Below are 17,017 nucleotides of genomic sequence, written 5' to 3'. Positions count from 1 at the left end.
CGGCGGCCATCCGGCCGCCTTGCCTTCGCGCCCTGGGCTGTCGCTCCGGCGACGGCTGGTGGTTTGGGCGCGGTCGCGCTGTGCGCTCCCGGATCGCGGCATGCCGCGATCCGCTGTTTCCGGATGACGAGGCCGTGCTGCGATGGGTAGGGCTTTAGAATCGTGACGAACCGCTGGTCCGGCCTGCTGCTGGCATCCCCGCTGGCGCTGATCCTGGCGCTGTTCCTCATCGTGCCGATCGGCACGATCGTCGTCGTCTCCTTCTTCGACTACGACAGCGTGCGCATGTTCCCCGCCTTCGTGTGGACGAACTATGAGGAACTGTTCCTCTCCCCCATCACCTGGAAGACCTATTTCCAGACGCTGCAATTTGCCGCCATCACCTGGGCGATCTGCCTGATCGTCGGCTTCACGGTGGCGTATTTCCTCGCCTTCCACATCGCCTCGCCGCTGATGCAGACGGCGCTGTTCCTCGTCTGCACCATTCCTTTCTGGACGTCGAACGTCATTCGCATGATTTCGTGGATCCCCTTCCTCGGCAGGAACGGGTTGCTGAACCAGGCGCTGATGGGCATGGGCGCGATCAATGAGCCGCTGGAGTTCCTGCTCTTCTCGAATTTCGCGGTGATCCTCGCCTATGTGCATCTCTATGCACTGTTCATGGTGGTGCCGATCTTCAATTCCATGGTGCGCATCGACCGCGCGCTGATCGAGGCCGCGCGCGATGCCGGCGCCACCGAATGGCAGGTGCTGCGCAATGTGGTGATCCCGCTGGCGCGGCCGGGGATCATGATCGGGTCGATCCTCGTCGTCGCGGTGGTGATGGGCGACTTCGTCACCGTGCGGCTGATGAGCGGCGGGCAATCGGCCTCGGTCGGGCTGATGATGGTCAACGCCATGTCGCTGCTGCAATACCCGGCGGCGGCGGCCAATGCGGTGGTGCTGCTGATCGTCGTGCTGCTGATGATCGCGGCCATGCTGCGCATCGTCGACATCCGGAAGGAGCTGTGATGGGCGGCAACCGTTCCCGCGCCTTCTGGCCGCTCGCGATCGTCTTTGGGCTTTTCGTGCTGTTCCTCTACGGGCCGACCATCACCATCGTCGTGCTGTCCTTCCAGGGGCCGGAGGGCGGGCTGACCTTCCCGATGCGCGGCGTCTCGACGCACTGGTTCCGCAACCTGTTCGAGACGCAGATGGTCGGCGATTTCGGCGGGTCCTTCACACGGTCGATGATCCTGGGCGGGATCGTGACCGTGGTGACGGTCGTGGTGTCCTTCATGGCGGGGCTTGCCTTCCGCCGCCGCTTCCCCGGCGCGACGGCGCTGTTCTACCTCGCGGTGGCCAGCCTGATCGTGCCGTCGGTGCTGATCTCGCTCGGTATCGGGCTGATGTTCCGCCTGATCGGGGAGGATCCGGCCTGGTGGTCCTCCGGCCTCGGTGCGCATCTGACCTGGACGCTGCCTTTCGGCCTGCTGATCATGTTCGCGGTCTTCAATCGCTTTTCGCCCGCTTACGAGGAGGCTGCGCGCGACCTGGGTGCCACGCCCTGGCAGACCATCCGTCATGTGGTGGTGCCGATCCTGCTGCCGTCCCTGATCGGCGTCGGGCTGTTCGGTTTCACCCTGTCCTATGACGAATTCGCCCGCAGCCTCTACACGGCCGGGACCTTCAACACTCTCCCGCTCGAGATCTACGGCATGACCACTAATGTCACGACGCCGGTGCTCTATGCGCTGGGGACGGTGACGACGGGCGTGTCCTTCCTGGTGATCGGGGCGGCGATCGGCGGCGTGGTGCTGTTGCGCCGGCGCCGCGGCGGCTGACTTTCGCTGCGGCGCGGCAGGCAGTTGATGCGCATCAAGGAATATTCGCGGGACCTGAACTAACAGCCCTCCGCAGGACGATATGCGGAGACGAGTCATGGGGTCTGGCCGACGTTCCCTATTCGCGGGTCTCGCCGCGAGCCTGAGCGGGACGGCCGCGGCCGCCGAACCGCCGGTCCCCTCCCGCGGCATCGGGCCGCGCTGGGGCATGGTGGTGGACCTTGCCCGTTGCATCGGCTGCCAGGCCTGCACCGTCTCCTGCATCATGGAGAACGACGTCCCGCCCGACAGCGTGCGGACCATCGTCAATACCTATGAGGTGGTGAAGGACGGCGTGCCGGGCATGGCGATGCTGCCGCGCCTGTGCAACCACTGCAACGAGCCGCCCTGCATCCCGGTCTGCCCCGTCGGTGCGACCTTCCAGCGCGATGACGGCATCGTGGTCGTCAATGCCGATGTCTGCGTCGGCTGCGCCTATTGCGTGCAGGCCTGCCCCTACGACGCCCGCTTCATCAATCACGAGACCCAGAAGGCCGACAAATGCACCTTCTGCGCCCATCGCGTGGATGCCGGGCTGCTGCCCGCCTGCGTCGAAAGCTGCGTCGGCGGCGCGCGCATCTTCGGTGACCTGAACGACCCGAACAGCACCGTGCGCCGGCGCCTCGCCAGCGAGGAAAGCGCGGTCCTGAAGCCCGAGCTCGGCACCGAGCCGCGGGTCTTCTACCTCGGCCTCGATGACGTGCTCGCCCACAAGCCCGAGGGCACTCCGACCCTGTGGCGCCCCCAGCATCAGGAAGGGATCTGAGCCATGCCCCAGATCACCGAAGTCATCGGCATCAGCCGCGAGATCGCCTGGCTCCCCTGGGCGGTTACCTACTTCTTCCTGATCGGCCTGTCGGTCGGTTCCTTCCTGCTGTCCCTGCCGCATTACCTGTTCGGCAGGCCGGGCTGGGAAAGGGCCGGGCGGCTCGCGCTGATCGGTGCGCTTGCCTGCGGCATGGCCGCCCCGGTGGCGCTGCTCGCGGATCTGCATCAGCCAGGCCGCTTCTGGCGCTTCTATGCCCATCCCAACCTGAATTCCTGGATGGCCTGGGGTGCCTTCTTCATCCCGACCTATCTCAGCGGGCTGTTCCTCTATGCCTGGTCCTCGCTGCGTCCGGCCATCGCGGCGGATGCGGAGGATCGCGGCATCCTCGCGCCGCTCTATCGCCTGTTCGGGGGCCGGGCGCTGCCCTGGCTGAGCCGCGCCGCAGCGACCGTCGCCATCATCGGCGCCTGCCTCGTGCTGCTCTACACCGGCATGGAGGTGATGGTCGTGCGCGCCCGGCCGCTGTGGAACACCCCCTTCCTGCCGGTGCAGTTCGCGCTGACCGCGATCGGCGGCGCGATCGGCCTTGCCCTGCTGCTCGACCGGCTGCTCGGCGGGCATGAGGCAGCGACCGAGGCGCGGCTGAACCGCGCGCTGGCGATGGTGCTCGGTGCGTCCATGCTGGTCGGCGCGGCCTGGTTCGCGATCGGCTTCTTCGGGCTCGAGGCACGGCACGCCCAGGCGCTCGCCTCGGTGGCACAGCATGACAGCTTCCGCATCACCGCCTTCGAGGGCCAGGCCGCACTGGCGCTGGCCATCCTGCTCGCGCTGTGGAAGCCGCGCGGGAGTGGCTGGCTCACCGGGCTGATCGCCCTGCACGCGGCCTGGATGTTCCGCTGGACCGTCTTCATCGGCGGCCAGTCCGTGCCGAAGAATGCGCCAGGCCTCTACGACTATCACCTGCCGCTCGGCCCCTCGGGCCTGCTCGGCATCGCGGGCAGCATGGGTCTGCTCGTCTTCCTCATCATCCTGCTGGATGCGCTGATGCCGCCCGCCCGGACGCGGGCCGCAGCCCCCGGCGAAGCCCTGCCCGGGAGGGCCTGAATCATGAGCCTCGACCGTCGTGATGTCGTCAAGATCGGCGTGGCCGGTGCGGGCCTCGCGGCCTTCGGCCTCGGCTTCGAGGAGACCGGCCGCAAGGTCGTGGAAGGTGTCGCCGAAAGCATCGCCCGCCCCGCCCGCGCCGCCAATATCAACGGCCATTCGCTGGCGCCGGAATGCGTCGTGGATCCGGCGACCGGCGCGATCACTCCGAACCCGGCGCAATATGTGGCGAATACCGTCTGCCTCGGCTGCACCACCCTGTGCGGCGTGCGGGTCCGGGTGGATCGCGAGACCGGCCATGCGCTGCGGGTCGTCGGCAATCCCTATTCGCCGCTCTCGGCCGAGCCGGTGCTGCCGATGCAGACCTCGATCCGCGAGGCGCTCGTCCATCTCTCGCGCCATGACGAGGAAGGGCTGGCCGGGCGCGCCACCGCCTGCGGGCGCGGTTCGGCGGTGCTGACCCAGCTCACCAGCCCCAGCCGCATCACCACCGCGCTGAAGCGCGTCGGTCCGCGCGGGGCGGGGCAGTGGCAGTCCATCTCCCTCGAACAGCTGATCCAGGAGGTCGTCGAGGGCGGCAACCTGTTCGGCGAGGGCGAGGTGAAGGGCCTGCGCGCCCTGAAGGGAAATGAGCCGATGGACCCGGCGCGTCCGGATCTCGGCCCGAAATCGAACCAGGTCGCGGTGCTGTCCTCCGTCAACGATGGCCGTGAAGACCTCATGCGCCGGCTTTTCAACAAGGGCATCGGCACCATCAACTTCGTGGGCCACGGCTCCTATTGCGGCGGGTCCTATCGTGCGGGTTCCGGCGCGGCCTTCGGCAACAAGGCGACCATGCCGCATGCCAAGCCGGACATGCCGAATGCCGAGTTCGTCATCTTCTGCGGCACCGCTCCGGCCAATGCGGGCAACCCCTTCAAGCGCCAGGGCTGGCAACTCGCTGCGGCGCGGTCGCAGGGCAAGCTCGACTATGTCGTGATCGATCCGCTGCTCGGGCACAGCGATTCCGAAGCCGCGCGCCATCGTGGCCGCTGGATCCCGATCAAGCCCTCGACCGATGCGGCGCTCGCCATGGCGATGATGCGCTGGATGTTTGAGAATGATCGCATCGACGCGAAGTTCCTCGCACAGCCTAATGCGCGCGCGGCGGAGGCCGCCGGAGAGACCTGCTTCACCAACGCGACCCATCTGATCGTCACCCAGGAAGGCCATGAGCGGAACGGCCGTTTCCTTCGCGCCTCCGATATCGGCCTGCCCTTCGAGGAACCGCGTTACGGCGCGAAGGACGCCTTCATCGTCCGCGATGCCGAGAGCGGTGCCTTCCGCGCCCATGACGCCGGCACTGCTGCCGCGACCCTCTTCGTCGAGGAGGAGGTGAACGGCATCGCGGCGAAGTCCGCACTCGCCCTGCTGCGCGCCAGCGCGAATGACAAGCCCATCGCCGACTACGCCGCCATCTGCGGCATCCCCCAGCAGACCATCATCGACCTGGCGCGGGAATTCACCAGCCACGGCAAGCGCGCCGCGGTGAACAGCCATGGCGGCACCATGGCGGGGAACGGCTTCTCCAACGCCTTCTCGCTGGTGACGCTGAACACCCTGATCGGGAATCTGCACCACAAGGGCGGGACCATCATGGGCGGCGGTATGTTCGTCGATGCCGGCCCCGGCCCGCGCTACAACCTCGCCACCTTCGAAGGCGAAGTGACCCCGCGCGGGCTCATGCTCGGGCGCAACAACCTGCCCTATGAGCGCAGCAGCGAATTCGCCGCCAAGCGCGCGGCGGGGAAGAACCCGTATCCGGCGGATGCGCCCTGGTACATGGTCGCCCCGCAGCTCAGCACCGAGTTCTTCACCGCGGTCGATAGCGGCTATCCCTACCGCCTCGGCGCGCTGATCCTGTGGAACAGCAACCCGATCTACGGCATTCCCGGCATGCCGGCGAAGGCGGCGAGCACGCTCGGCGACACCAGCAAGCTGCCGCTGCTGATCGGCATCGACCCCTTCATCAATGAGAGCAATTGCTGGTCCGACTACCTGATCCCGGATTCGCTGCTCTACGAAAGCTGGGGCTACACCAATGTCTGGGGCGGCGTGACCGAGCGCACCACCCATGCCCGCTGGCCGGCCGTGCCCGATCCGCTGGCCCGTACCGCGAATGGCGAGCGCGTGGCGATGGAGAGCTTCGCGATCGGCGTCGCCAAGGCGCTCGGCCTGCCGGGCTTCGGTTCCGATGCCATCAAGGCGGCGGACGGGTCGATGCATCCGCTCGAGACCGCGGCGGACTGGTATCTGCGCGGCGGGGCGAACATCGCCTATGCCGGCGCCCCGGTGCCGGACGCGACCGAGGACGACATCCACCTGACGGGCGTCGAGCGCATCATGCCGCTGCTCCAGGCGACGCTGAAGCCGGAGGAGATTGCCAAGGTCGCCTTCGTGCTGACCCGCGGCGGGCGCACCGAGCCATCCGGGTCGAAGCTGCACGGCGATGTCTACGCCCATGCCTTCAAGGGCCCGCTGATGATCTACAACGAGCTCGTCGGCACCTCCCGCAGCGCCATCACCGGGCAGCGCCACAGCGGCGTGCCGCATTGGCAGCCCGCCGGCTTCCAGGACGGTACCCCGATGCGCCAGGTCTATGGCGAGGCGGAGTGGCCGCTGCTGCTGGTCAGCCAAAAATCGGTGCTGGTGAATGCCTATGTCATCGGTGCGGACCGGCTGCGCGGCATCCATCCGAACAACCCGGTGGCGATCCATCCGGAGGACGCGGCGGCACTCGGCCTGCGCACCGGCGACCATGTGCTGATCCGCACCCCGGGCGGCGAGGTCGTCGCCACCGCCATCATCCGCCACGGCGTGATGAAGGGCGTGGTCGGCATCGAGCACGGCTTCGGCCACACCGAATTCGGCGGCCGCGCGCATGTGATCGACGGCACGGCACAGGTCGAACGGCCGGCCCTGCGGTCGGGCGTGAATCTGAATGCGCTTGGCGTGCATGACCCGTCGCGGCGCCTCGGACCGGGGCTTTGGCTGGATCCGATCGGCGGCACCGCGGTGCGGCAGGGCCTGCCGGCGCGGCTGGAACGCGCCCCCATCGCCGCCTGAGCGCCGTTGCATCCCCGCTTCCGGGAGGGCAAGGATCGCCCTCTCGGGGAGGGGATGGCATGGCGGCACTCGGAATCATCGGCCTCGGCCGCATGGGCGCCAATATCGCGCGGCGCCTGCTGCGGGCCGGGCATGACTGCGTGGTGTGGGACCGCGACCCGGCGGCCGTGGCGTCCGTGGCCGCGGATGGCGCGACCGGGGCGGCGGATCTGGCCGGCGTCGTCGCCGGGCTGGACGGCCCGCGCGCCGTCTGGGTCATGCTGCCGCACGGCGCGCCGACCGAGGACGCCATCGCGGCGCTGGGCGATCTGCTCGCGCCCGGCGATGTCGCCATCGACGGCGGCAACACCTTCTGGAAGGACGATGTGCGCCGCGCCGCCGCGCTGAAGCCGAAAGGCATCCACTATCTCGATATCGGCACCTCGGGCGGCGTCTGGGGCCTCGAACGAGGCTATTGCCTGATGATCGGCGGGGAGGCGGACCCGGTCGCGCGGCTTGCGCCCATCTTCGACGCCCTGGCGCCGGGGCGCGGCAGCATTCCCGCGACGCCGCGCCGCGAAGGCCGCTCGCCCAATGTCGAGCAGGGCTGGCTGCACTGCGGCACGCATGGCGCGGGGCATCTCGTGAAGATGGTCCATAACGGCGTCGAGTATGGGATGATGCAGGCGCTGGCCGAGGGCCTCGACCTGCTGCGCGCCGCCGACAGCCCGGCCTTGCCGGAAGACCACCGCATCACCGTCGATCTCGCGGATGTCACCGAGGTCTGGCGGCGTGGGTCCGTCATCACCTCCTGGCTGCTCGATCTCACGGCGTCGGCGCTGGCGCAGGACCCGGCGCTGTCGCGCTACACCGGCACGGTGGGCGACAGCGGGGAGGGGCGCTGGACGGTGCAGCAGGCGGTCGAGACCGCCGTGCCCGCACCCGTGCTGACCGCGGCGCTCTATGCCCGCTTCGCCTCGCGCGATGAAACGCGCTTCGGCGCCAAGGCGCTCTCCGCCATGCGTGCCGGCTTCGGCGGGCATCTGGAGCCCAAATGACCGTCGCCGCCATCGTAGTGATGGGTGTCTCCGGCAGCGGCAAATCCACGATCGGCGGGTTGCTGGCGGATCGCCTCGGCTGGATCTTCGAGGATGGCGACGCCTTCCACCCCGCATCCAATGTCGCGAAGATGTCTGCCGGCACGCCGCTGACGGATGACGACCGCTGGCCCTGGCTGCGCGCCATCGCCGCGCGCATCGCCAGCGCCCGCGCCGGCGGCAGGCCGGTCATCATCGGCTGCTCGGCGCTGAAGCGCGCCTATCGCGATGTGCTGCGCGACGGGCATGCCGATATCCGCTTCCTGCATCTGACCGGATCGCCGGAACTCATCATGGCCCGCCAGGCGGCGCGTGTCGGCCATTTCATGCCGGCCTCACTGATCGCGAGCCAGTTCGCCACCTTGGAACCGCCGGACACCGAGGCGGACGTCATCGACCTCGACGTCGATCCGGAACCCGAGGCGATCGCCGCCAAGGCCCTCGCCGCCCTGCGCCGCCGCGGCGACATCGCGTGAGGCGCCGCATCGCTGTCGTCGGCGCCGGGGTCGGGGGCCTCGCCGTCGCGACGCTGCTGGCCCGCGCCGGCCATGACGTGACCGTGCTGGAACGCTTCGCGGAATCGAAGCCGCTCGGCTCCGGACTGATGCTGCAACCAACCGGGCTCGCCGCGCTGGACCGGCTCGGCCTGCGGGAGGAGATCGCGACTCTCGGCGCATGCGTCACGCGGCTGCATGGCACGACGGATCGCGGTGCGACGGTCTTCGACCTCGACTATGGCGACCTGGCCCCGGGGCTGCACGCGGTCGCGGTGCACCGCGCGGCGCTGCATGGCGCGCTGTGGCGCGCCTTCGCCGCATCCGGCGCGCGCATCGAGACAGCGCGCGAGGTCGTCGGCATCGCCGAGGACTCCACCGGCATCCGCCTGCGCGACACGGCCGGCACGACGCTCGCCGAGGCGGAATTCGCCATCGACGCCTCCGGCGCGCGATCGGCGCTCCGCGCGGTGGTGGAGCCCCGGGCGCCGCGCGCCTTCACCTATGGCGCGGTCTGGGCGAGCGTACCCGATCCGGGTCTCGCGCCGGGCATGCTGCTGCAACGCTACATCGCCGCGCGGGTGATGCTGGGCTGGCTGCCGGTGGGGCGTGCGACGGTGGATGGCCCGCCGCTCGCCGCGCTGTTCTGGTCGCTCAAGCCGGAGGACCACCCGGCCTGGGCCGCGCGCTTCGACGCCTGGCGGGAGGAGGCCGCGACACTCTGGCCCCCCATCGCGCCGGTGCTGGCCGCGCTGCCCGGTCCCGAAGCCTTCACCCCCGCCCGCTACATCCAGTTCACCGCCAAACGTCCCTGGCGAGGCCGGCTCGTGCTGATCGGCGATGCGGCGCATGCCACCTCACCGCAACTCGGGCAGGGGGCGAACAGTGCGATGCTGGATGCGCTGGCGCTCGCCGATGCCCTGGCGGCGGAACCGGGGCACGAGGCCGCCTTCGCCCGCTACGCCGCGGCGCGGCGCGCGCATATCCGCTTCTACCAGCGCGCCAGCGCCATCATGACGCCCTTCTTCCAGGCGGATTCCCGCCTGCTGCCCTGGCTGCGCGACCTGACCTTCGATCGCATGAAGGTCGTGCCGTGGCTGCATGGGGAGATGCTGCGCACTCTCGCCGGACTCAAGACGGGCCTGCTCACGCATCGCGAGGCGGCGAGGCTGGCCGGGCCACCGTAGCGCGGCCGCGCCGGCGCAACACGCGGAAGGCGGCGCGGCGCGATCCGCGGCATGACAGGGCCATCGACGCAACGGAGATGACCCATGCCGGACCTTCCCCTCGCCCTGCGCGGTACACCCTTCCAGAAGGCCGTCTGGGCTGCCTTGCGGCAGATCCCGCCCGGCCGCACCGCGACCTATGCCGAGGTCGCCGCCCGCATCGGCCGGCCCGGCGCGGCCCGCGCCGTGGCACGCGCCTGCGCCGCCAATCCGGTCGCGCTGGTCATTCCCTGCCATCGCGTGGTGCCGGCCGCCGGTGGCGTCGGCGGGTGGCGCTGGGGTGCGACGCGCAAGCATGCCCTGCTGATGCGGGAAGGCGCGCTGTGATCGCGGGGCTCGACTGGGCGCGCGTCGCCGCCGATCTCGATGTCTTCGGCTACGCGACCACGGGTCCGCTGTTCGGTGCGACGGAGTGTGCGGCGCTCGCCGCGCTCTACGACGACGATACCCGCTTCCGCAGCCATATCGTCATGGCGCGCCACGGCTTCGGGCGCGGCGAATACAAGTACTTCAGCAACCCGTTGCCCGATCCGGTAGCGGCATTGCGCGCCGGCTTCTGGCCGCATCTGGCGCCGATCGCCAATGCCTGGAACGCGGCGATGGGCCTCGCGCCTCGCTTTCCCGATGCGCATGAGGCCTTTCTCGCCCGCTGCCACGCCGCCGGCCAGACGCGCCCGACGCCGCTGCTGCTGCGCTATCGGGAAGGCGACTACAACTGCCTGCACCAGGATCTCTATGGCGAGCACGTCTTTCCCTTGCAGATCGCCATCCTGCTCTCTGCCCCGGGGCGCGACTTCACGGGCGGCGAATTCGTGCTGACCGAACAACGCCCGCGCATGCAGTCCCGCGCCGAGGTGGTGCCGCTGGCGCAGGGCGAAGGCGTCATCTTCGCCGTGCATCACCGGCCCGTGCGGGGCACGCGCGGCACCTACCGGGTCAACCTCCGCCACGGTGTCAGCCGCCTCCGCAGCGGGCGGCGGCATACGCTCGGTGTCATCTTCCACGACGCCGCGTGATCAGTTCTCCAGCGCCTGGTAGGTCAGCATGTTGACGATGACGCGGTAGCGCCGGCGCAGTTCGCCCGGCACGTGCGACATCAGCACGACCGCGAGTTCCTCGGCCGGATCGACCCAGAAGAAGGTGCCGAACACCCCCGACCAGCCGAAGGCCCCCGGCTGGCCCATATAGGCCGATCCGCCCGGCGTCCGCCGGACCGCGACGGTCAGCCCGAAGCCATAGCCTTCGAGGCCCGGATCGATCGTCTCCGGCCCGCCGGCCACGCCCTTCATGTGGTCCGACGCCATCCAGCGCACCGTCGCCGGGGACAGCACCCGCTCCCCATACAGTGACCCGCCCGCGCGCAGCATCTCGGCAAAGCGCAGATAGTCGGACGCCGTCGAGACCAGCCCCGCCCCGCCCACTTCGAGGCGCGGCGCCTCGACCGGCGCGGCCACGCGCTGCGGCGACCCGTCGGCGGGGCTGACCGGCAATGGCTTGGCGAAGCGTGCCTCGCCGCCCGCGGGCAGGACATAGCCGGTCTCCGCCATGCCGAGCGGTTCGAAGATCCTCTCCCGCATCACCGTGCCGAGCGACTTGCCGGCCGCCGCGCCGACCACCAGGCCCAGCACGTCGGTCGAGAAGCCGTACTCCCAGACCGTGCCCGGATGGTGCAGCAGCGGCGTCCGGCCGAGCGCCTCAGCGAGCCCGGCGGCGTCGTATTCCCGGGCCACGTTCAGCGAGGACCCCGGATGCGCCTTGTGCACCGCCGTCGCGCCGAAGCCACCGCCGCCATAGACGAAGCCGGTGGTGTGGCGCATCGCATCCTGCACCGTCATCGGCCGGCGCTGGGGTTCGAGCTCGATCGGCCCGTCGCCCGACAGCATCCCCGGCGTCGGCTTCGCGACCTGCATCTCCATCAGCGGCGGCAGGAAGGCGCCGACCGGGTCGTTGACCAGCACCCGCCCTTCCTCGACGAGCGACAGCGCCGCGACGCCGCAGACCGGCTTGGTCATGGACGCGATGGAGAACATCGCATCCGCCGGCATCGGCACCTTGGCCACCGGATCGAGCCAGCCGACGGCTTCCAGATGGACAAGCTTGCCGCGCCGCGCGATCGCCACCACGCCGCCGGGGAAGCGCCCCGCCTCCATCTCCCGTTCCAGCGCGGGCCGGATGCGGGCGAGGCGGGCGGCGGACATGCCCACCGCCTCGGGCCGCGCCGGCGGCAGGGGCGGGGTGTCGGTCTGGATGATGGACATCAGCGGGCGCCTTCTCCGGCATAGGGGTTGGTGCGGCGCTCGGTGCCGAAGGTCGAACCGGGCCCGTGGCCGCAGATGAAACGGATGTCGTCGCCGAGGGGGAACAGCTTGTTGCGGATGGCGTTGATCAGCGCGGCATGGTCGCCATAGGGGAAATCCGTCCGCCCCACCGAGCCCTGGAACAGCACGTCGCCCACCAGCGCGAAGCCGAGGGCCGTGTTCACGAAGACCACATGGCCGGGGGTATGCCCCGGACAATGCAGCACGGCGAAATCCTGTCCGGCGATGTCCACCGTCTCGCCTTCCTCGAGCCAGCGATCGGGCGTCACGGCCTGGCAGTCCATGCCATAGCGCGCGCCTTGCGCCGGCAGGCCCTCGAGCAGGAAGGCATCGGCCTGGTGCGGCCCCTCGATCGGCACGCCGAACGCGGCCGCGAGTTCCGTCGCCGCCCCGGCGTGGTCCAGATGCCCATGCGTCAGCAGGATGCGGGTCGGGGTGAAGCCTGCCTGTTGGATGGCGTCCTGGATGCGGTCGGCATCACCGCCGGGGTCGACCACCACGCCCTCCTTGGTCTCGTCGTCCCAGATCAGGGTGCAGTTCTGTTGGAAGGGGGTCACGGGCAGGATGGCGGCGGCAATGCTCATGGCCGGACCTTGGCCCGGCCCCGCGATGCCGTCTAGCGCACGGCAATTTCCGCCGGGTCGTTAACCCTGCGTTGAGTTACATCCGGTTTACCTGCGCGAAACGCGATCGCAGGATGCGATGACGACCTACGCCTTTGCCGATGTCGCGGGCGGGACTCTGTCCTTCTCGCCCAGCCAGGACACGCTCGTTTTCGGTCCCGCGATCGCCGCGGCGTCGCTGCGCTTTTCGACCAGCGGGTCGGACCTTCTCATCGCCGTCGGCGGTCAGGTGCTGCGGCTGATCAGCATCAGCCTCGGCGGGTCGGGGCTGCAACCGGCCAATCTCGTCTTCCAGGACGGCAGCCTGCTGTTCCTCGACAGCCCGTCGAGCAGCCTGCGCAGCGGCGGGGATGGCGACGACTGGTTCGCCGTGGACCGCGCCGGGGCGGACAGCGTCCTCGGCGGCGCGGGGGACGACCATGTCGAGGCCGGCAGCGCCCTCGACCCGGATGACCGCATCGATGGCGGTGCCGGCGCTGGCGACAGCCTTGCCATCGCCGGCACACAGACCCTCGCCCTCGGCCCGCAGACGGTGCGCGGCATCGAGACCATCGAGGTCCGCGACGGCACCATCAGCCTGACGCTGGACGACGCCACCGCCACCAGCGCCACGCCCGAGCCCGGTGCGCTGTTCAGCGTGGATGCGCGCGGCCAGAACATCGGCTCGGCCCTCGTCGCCAATGCGGCGGCCGTCGTCTCGATGGGCGTGGCGCTGCTGGGCGGCGCGGGCGATGATTCGCTCCTCGGCGGCTTCCAGGGCGATAACCTGGCCGGCGGGTCGGGCGACGACACGCTGGCCGGCGGCTGGGGCAATGACAGCCTCGAGGGCGGGGGCGGGAGCGACCGGCTGATCGGCGGCGCCGGCGACGACCTGTTCATCTTCAACCGGATCGACACGTCGCAGAGCCCGCCCGCCGCCCCCGACCTGATCGTCGATTTCGAGGGGGCGGGCGTCGCCGGGGGCGACCGCATCCTGCTGCCCGGCGCGATGGAGGTCTGGCGCGTCATCGCGTTCCACGTCGGGGCCGCCGATTTCGTCTTCGAGGGCTATGAGGATTCCGGCCTCCAACTCGATCCCTCGCAGGTGCAGGACGGCTATGTCGACGTGCTCTGGCGCGTCGTCGAGGGTCAGGCCTGGCGCTTCGAGGTCTGGGCCGACCTCGACGATGACGGCCGCTTCGGCGCCAATGACGTGTTCATCCGTGTCGCGGTGCCTGAAGGCCATGCGACCAGCGTCTTGCTCGCCAGCGACTTCGCGACCGAGTTCGGCGGCCTGTTCGGCGGGGATGGCCAGGATGTCCTGATCGGCCTCGGCGCCACCGACGACGTCATGTGGGGCCTGGATGGCGATGACAGCCTGCTCGGCCATGACGGCGTCGACGTGCTGGATGGCGGCCTCGGCAATGACTCGCTGTTCGGCGGCGAACTGGCGGACGAACTGCATGGCGGGCCCGGCAGCGACTGGCTCGATGGCGGCTCCGGCTGGGACACGCTCTACGCCGCCGATCCCTACGCGCCCGAAAGCGAATCCCCCGACGACCGCAACATGCTCATCGGCGGCGAACGGCCTGACATGCTGTTCGGCGGCATCGGGCGCGACACGCTGGATGGCGGGGAGGGCGAGGATCTCCTCTGGGGCGACGAGGGCGATGACAGCCTGTCGGGTGGCACGGAGGGGGATCTTCTCTACGGCGGTGCCGGCACCGATACGCTGGATGGCGGGGAGGGTGCAGATACCCTGCTGGGCGGGGCGGGCGGCGACCGGATCACCGGGGGCGCAGGGGCGGATCTCTTCGTCGCCGATCTCTCGACGGCCGATCTGGATGAGACGACCGGCGCCGCACCGGATTGGATTCTCGACTTCAACCCGGCCGAGGGGGACCGGTTGTCGCTCGGCCTGACCGGCGGCCTGGTATCCGGCGTCCAGGGCATCGGGCCGCTGGTCTGGCGCGGCGCCACGACATCGCGCGACCTGAACGCGGGAGTCGGCTACGGGCTGCCGCTGCCGGGCGGCGGCGTCGGACCCGGCTACTACCAGGCCTTCTGGATCCCGGCGACCATGGGGGGTGGCCGGGCGGGCGGCTGGTTCGTCGTCGATCTCGACCAGGACCTGATTCTCGACGCCGACGACGTGGTGATCCGGCTCGGCAGCCCCGGCGACGCGCTCAGCCTGACGCCCGACGCCTTCGCCGAAGGCACCTTCCGTGTCCTGGTCGGCACCGCGGCAGGCGATACGCTGGTCGCCGAGGCGGGCGGTCAGGAGGTCTTCGGCCTGGGCGGCCATGACCGGCTGACCGGCCTCAACGGGGATGACCGGCTGCTGGGCGGCGACGGCGCCGACACGCTGCTGGGCGGCGGCGGTGCCGACCAGCTCTGGGGCGGCGTCGGCGACGATTGGACGGACGGAGGGGATGGCAATGACGAGATCTTCGTCGAAGGCCCCGGCGCTGAGGAGGTGGACGGCCTGTTCGGCCGCAACACCGTGCTGGGCGGCGCCGGCGATGACAGCCTCTGGGGCTCCGACGGGCGCGATTCGATCGACGGCGGGGATGGGGCGGACCGGCTCTATGGCGGGGTCGGTGCCGACACGCTGCGGGGCGGGGCTGGGGCGGACACGATCACCGGCGGCGATGGCGCCGACCTGATTTCCGGCGGCACCGGGGCGGATTCCATCGATGCCGGTTCGGGCGACGACACGGTCGATTACGACCCGACCGATGCCTTCGTCGATGGCGGCGAGGATTTCGACATTCTCGTCCTGACCGGCGCGGCGTCGATCACGCTCGACAGCGCCCTCGACCAGGTGGCGGGCGGCGGCATCGTCCGGGGATTCGAAGGCGTCGATGCCTCGGCCGTCGCCGGTCCGGTGACGCTGCTGGGCGGGGCGGGGCGCAACCGCCTGCTCGGCGGCGCCCATGCCGACCGGCTCGAGGGTCGGGACGGCGCCGACAGCCTCGAAGGCGGGGCCGGAAACGATACGCTCGACGGCGGGGTGGGCGACGATTTCCTGCGGCCCGGTGCGGGGCAGGACCTGGTGGCGGGCGGCGACGGGCGGGACACCGTCTCCTACTCGGATGCGGCATCGGGCGTCACCGTCATGCTGCCGAGCAAGACGATCGGCGGCGCGGCTTTGGGCGATACCTTGAGCGGCATCGAGGTCGTCATCGGCACCAACTTCAAGGATGTGCTCGCGGGCACCATCGGGGATGACTGGCTTCTGGGGGGCCTCGGCAACGATTCCCTCGTGGGGTACGCTGGCAACGACACCCTGTCCGGCGGCGATGGCGTGAACACGCTGCGGGGGAGCGCGGGGGACGACTGGATCGTCGGCGGTCCCCAGGCTGACGTCATCGACGGCGGCCCCGGCGCCGACGTGATGATTGCGGGCGGCGGAAACGACAAGCTCTGGGGCGGGACGGGTAATGACCGGTATGAGTTGAACCTGCCGGGCCAGATCGTCGTCGAGCCCGTGGATGGTGGTGATGACACCGTCTATTCCAGCAATTCCTGGACGATGCGGGGGAATGTCGAATGGTTCATCATCCTCCCCGGGGCCGGCAATCGATACGGCTTCGGCACCAGCGGCAATGACCGGATCGTCGGCAATGAGGCCAACAACCTTCTGGTCGGCCAGGGCGGGAACGACACGATCTGGGGCGGCGGCGGGGTCGACCGGGTGCAGGGCCGCATCGGTGACGACCACCTGTTCGGCGAAGCCGGCAACGACATCATCTACGGCGGCGACGGCAACGACATTCTGGAAGGCGGGCTGGGCCGGGACAATCTGATCGGCGATGCCGGCAACGACACGCTGCTGGGCGGCGACGACGTCGCGACCGATGTCCTGCGCGGCGCCGCGGGGGATGACTGGCTTGATGGCGGGCGCGGCTACGACGTGATGAATGGCGGGCCCGGCAACGATGTCTTCATCGCGTCCCAACCCAATGATGGCACCGTCGAGAATGCGAATGAAGGCTGGGATCGCGTCATCGCCCGCTTCGCCGGGACCTTCAGGCTCTCGGCGAATGTCGAGGAACTCACCCTCGAGGGCCCGACCACCGGCATCGGCAACGAGTTGTCCAACCGCATCACCGGTGGCGCGGCGGCCGAGATCCTGTTCGGCCGGGGCGGCAACGACACGCTGGTGGGCGGCGGCGGCAACGACATCCTCTATGGCGAGGGCGGGCGCGACACCTTCGTCTTCGCCCCCGGTTCCGGCCTGGACGCGATATCGGGCTTCACGCCGGGCCAGGACCGTGTCCTGCTGCAGGGCTTCGGCTTCACGAATTTCGAGGCGCTGATGGCATCGACCCGCCAGGGGACGAACGGCGCGATCCTCGACATGGGTCCGGGGGATTCGGTGCAACTCGCCGGCGTCGCCAAGACCGCCCTGCATGCGGACGACTTCGTCTTCCTTGCGTAACCGCGGCACCCCACATG

Annotated in this window: 13 protein-coding genes; 11 read left to right on the top strand and 2 right to left on the bottom strand. The window is 69.8% G+C overall.

The genetic code is table 11. The features are described from left to right. Positions 1–162: 162 nt before the first annotated feature. The 10 genes from KPL78_RS17590 to KPL78_RS17545 all read left to right on the top strand — a co-directional run bounded on the left by KPL78_RS17590 (position 163) and on the right by KPL78_RS17545 (position 10,652). Positions 163–1,011: an ABC transporter permease gene (locus KPL78_RS17590; RefSeq protein WP_369412775.1), complete on the top strand. Its 849-nt coding sequence runs from the start codon at positions 163–165 to the stop codon at positions 1,009–1,011. Then, a complete protein-coding gene (locus tag KPL78_RS17585) occupies positions 1,011–1,823 on the top strand; it encodes an ABC transporter permease (RefSeq protein WP_219764289.1) in 813 nt (270 codons plus the stop codon). The genes KPL78_RS17590 and KPL78_RS17585 overlap by 1 nt, the downstream gene beginning before the upstream one ends. A gap of 82 nt (positions 1,824–1,905) precedes the next feature. Continuing rightward, the gene (dsrO, locus tag KPL78_RS17580) at positions 1,906–2,628 is read left to right on the top strand and encodes a sulfate reduction electron transfer complex DsrMKJOP subunit DsrO (RefSeq protein ID WP_219764288.1); all 723 of its coding nucleotides are present in this window, start codon (positions 1,906–1,908) and stop codon (positions 2,626–2,628) included. Positions 2,629–2,631: 3 nt separating this feature from the next. Next, the gene (gene nrfD / locus KPL78_RS17575; RefSeq protein WP_219764287.1) at positions 2,632–3,735 is read left to right on the top strand and encodes an NrfD/PsrC family molybdoenzyme membrane anchor subunit; all 1,104 of its coding nucleotides are present in this window, start codon (positions 2,632–2,634) and stop codon (positions 3,733–3,735) included. Between the two features lie 3 nt (positions 3,736–3,738). After that, positions 3,739–6,840 (top strand): molybdopterin dinucleotide binding domain-containing protein, encoded by a 3,102-nt coding sequence (locus KPL78_RS17570; protein WP_219764286.1) that lies wholly within the window; start codon positions 3,739–3,741, stop codon positions 6,838–6,840. A 59-nt stretch (positions 6,841–6,899) separates the two neighbouring features. Beyond that, entirely contained in the window at positions 6,900–7,877 is a 978-nt protein-coding gene (gene gnd / locus KPL78_RS17565; RefSeq protein ID WP_219764285.1) for a phosphogluconate dehydrogenase (NAD(+)-dependent, decarboxylating), read from the top strand. Next, the gene (locus KPL78_RS17560) at positions 7,874–8,392 is read left to right on the top strand and encodes a gluconokinase (RefSeq protein WP_219764284.1); all 519 of its coding nucleotides are present in this window, start codon (positions 7,874–7,876) and stop codon (positions 8,390–8,392) included. Before gnd ends, KPL78_RS17560 begins: the two co-directional genes overlap by 4 nt. Beyond that, complete coding sequence (locus KPL78_RS17555) at positions 8,389–9,597, top strand: FAD-dependent oxidoreductase (protein WP_219764283.1); 1,209 nt, start codon at positions 8,389–8,391, stop codon at positions 9,595–9,597. Before KPL78_RS17560 ends, KPL78_RS17555 begins: the two co-directional genes overlap by 4 nt. 84 nt (positions 9,598–9,681) lie before the next feature. Beyond that, entirely contained in the window at positions 9,682–9,963 is a 282-nt protein-coding gene (locus tag KPL78_RS17550) for a methylated-DNA--[protein]-cysteine S-methyltransferase (RefSeq protein WP_219764282.1), read from the top strand. Then, positions 9,960–10,652, top strand: a complete 693-nt coding sequence (locus KPL78_RS17545; RefSeq protein WP_219764281.1) for a 2OG-Fe(II) oxygenase — start codon at positions 9,960–9,962, stop codon at positions 10,650–10,652. Before KPL78_RS17550 ends, KPL78_RS17545 begins: the two co-directional genes overlap by 4 nt. Here KPL78_RS17545 and KPL78_RS17540 read toward each other — a convergent pair whose 3' ends face one another. Next, complete coding sequence (locus tag KPL78_RS17540) at positions 10,653–11,894, bottom strand: serine hydrolase domain-containing protein (protein ID WP_219764280.1); 1,242 nt, start codon at positions 11,892–11,894, stop codon at positions 10,653–10,655. It abuts the gene before it with no gap. Next, positions 11,894–12,538, bottom strand: coding sequence for an MBL fold metallo-hydrolase (locus KPL78_RS17535; protein ID WP_255569151.1), 645 nt, complete (start codon positions 12,536–12,538; stop codon positions 11,894–11,896). The genes KPL78_RS17540 and KPL78_RS17535 overlap by 1 nt, the downstream gene beginning before the upstream one ends. 118 nt (positions 12,539–12,656) lie before the next feature. Here KPL78_RS17535 and KPL78_RS17530 point away from each other — a divergent pair, with 118 nt between their 5' ends. Continuing rightward, positions 12,657–17,000 carry a calcium-binding protein gene (locus KPL78_RS17530; protein ID WP_219764279.1) on the top strand — a complete coding sequence of 1,448 codons (4,344 nt, stop codon included), beginning with the start codon at positions 12,657–12,659 and terminating at the stop codon, positions 16,998–17,000. Positions 17,001–17,017: the final 17 nt, after the last annotated feature.

The sequence above is a fragment of the Roseomonas alba genome (genome assembly GCF_019430885.1).
Classification (GTDB): Bacteria; Pseudomonadota; Alphaproteobacteria; order Acetobacterales; family Acetobacteraceae; genus Neoroseomonas; species Neoroseomonas alba.
The sequence above is the reverse complement of the archived record's forward strand: the minus strand, read 5'-3'. Positions and strand labels throughout refer to the sequence as shown.

Bases quoted from the DNA above. Each gene is read 5' to 3' on its own strand.
- gnd (WP_219764285.1), top strand. From the start codon at position 6,900: ATGGCGGCACTCGGAATCATCGGCCTCGGCCGCATGGGCGCCAATATC.
- KPL78_RS17560 (WP_219764284.1), top strand. From the start codon at position 7,874: ATGACCGTCGCCGCCATCGTAGTGATGGGTGTCTCCGGCAGCGGCAAA.
- nrfD (WP_219764287.1), top strand. From the start codon at position 2,632: ATGCCCCAGATCACCGAAGTCATCGGCATCAGCCGCGAGATCGCCTGG.
- dsrO (WP_219764288.1), top strand. From the start codon at position 1,906: ATGCGGAGACGAGTCATGGGGTCTGGCCGACGTTCCCTATTCGCGGGT.
- KPL78_RS17550 (WP_219764282.1), top strand. From the start codon at position 9,682: ATGCCGGACCTTCCCCTCGCCCTGCGCGGTACACCCTTCCAGAAGGCC.
- KPL78_RS17570 (WP_219764286.1), top strand. From the start codon at position 3,739: ATGAGCCTCGACCGTCGTGATGTCGTCAAGATCGGCGTGGCCGGTGCG.
- KPL78_RS17585 (WP_219764289.1), top strand. From the start codon at position 1,011: ATGGGCGGCAACCGTTCCCGCGCCTTCTGGCCGCTCGCGATCGTCTTT.
- KPL78_RS17530 (WP_219764279.1), top strand. From the start codon at position 12,657: ATGACGACCTACGCCTTTGCCGATGTCGCGGGCGGGACTCTGTCCTTC.
- KPL78_RS17535 (WP_255569151.1), bottom strand. From the start codon at position 12,538: ATGAGCATTGCCGCCGCCATCCTGCCCGTGACCCCCTTCCAACAGAAC.
- KPL78_RS17540 (WP_219764280.1), bottom strand. From the start codon at position 11,894: ATGTCCATCATCCAGACCGACACCCCGCCCCTGCCGCCGGCGCGGCCC.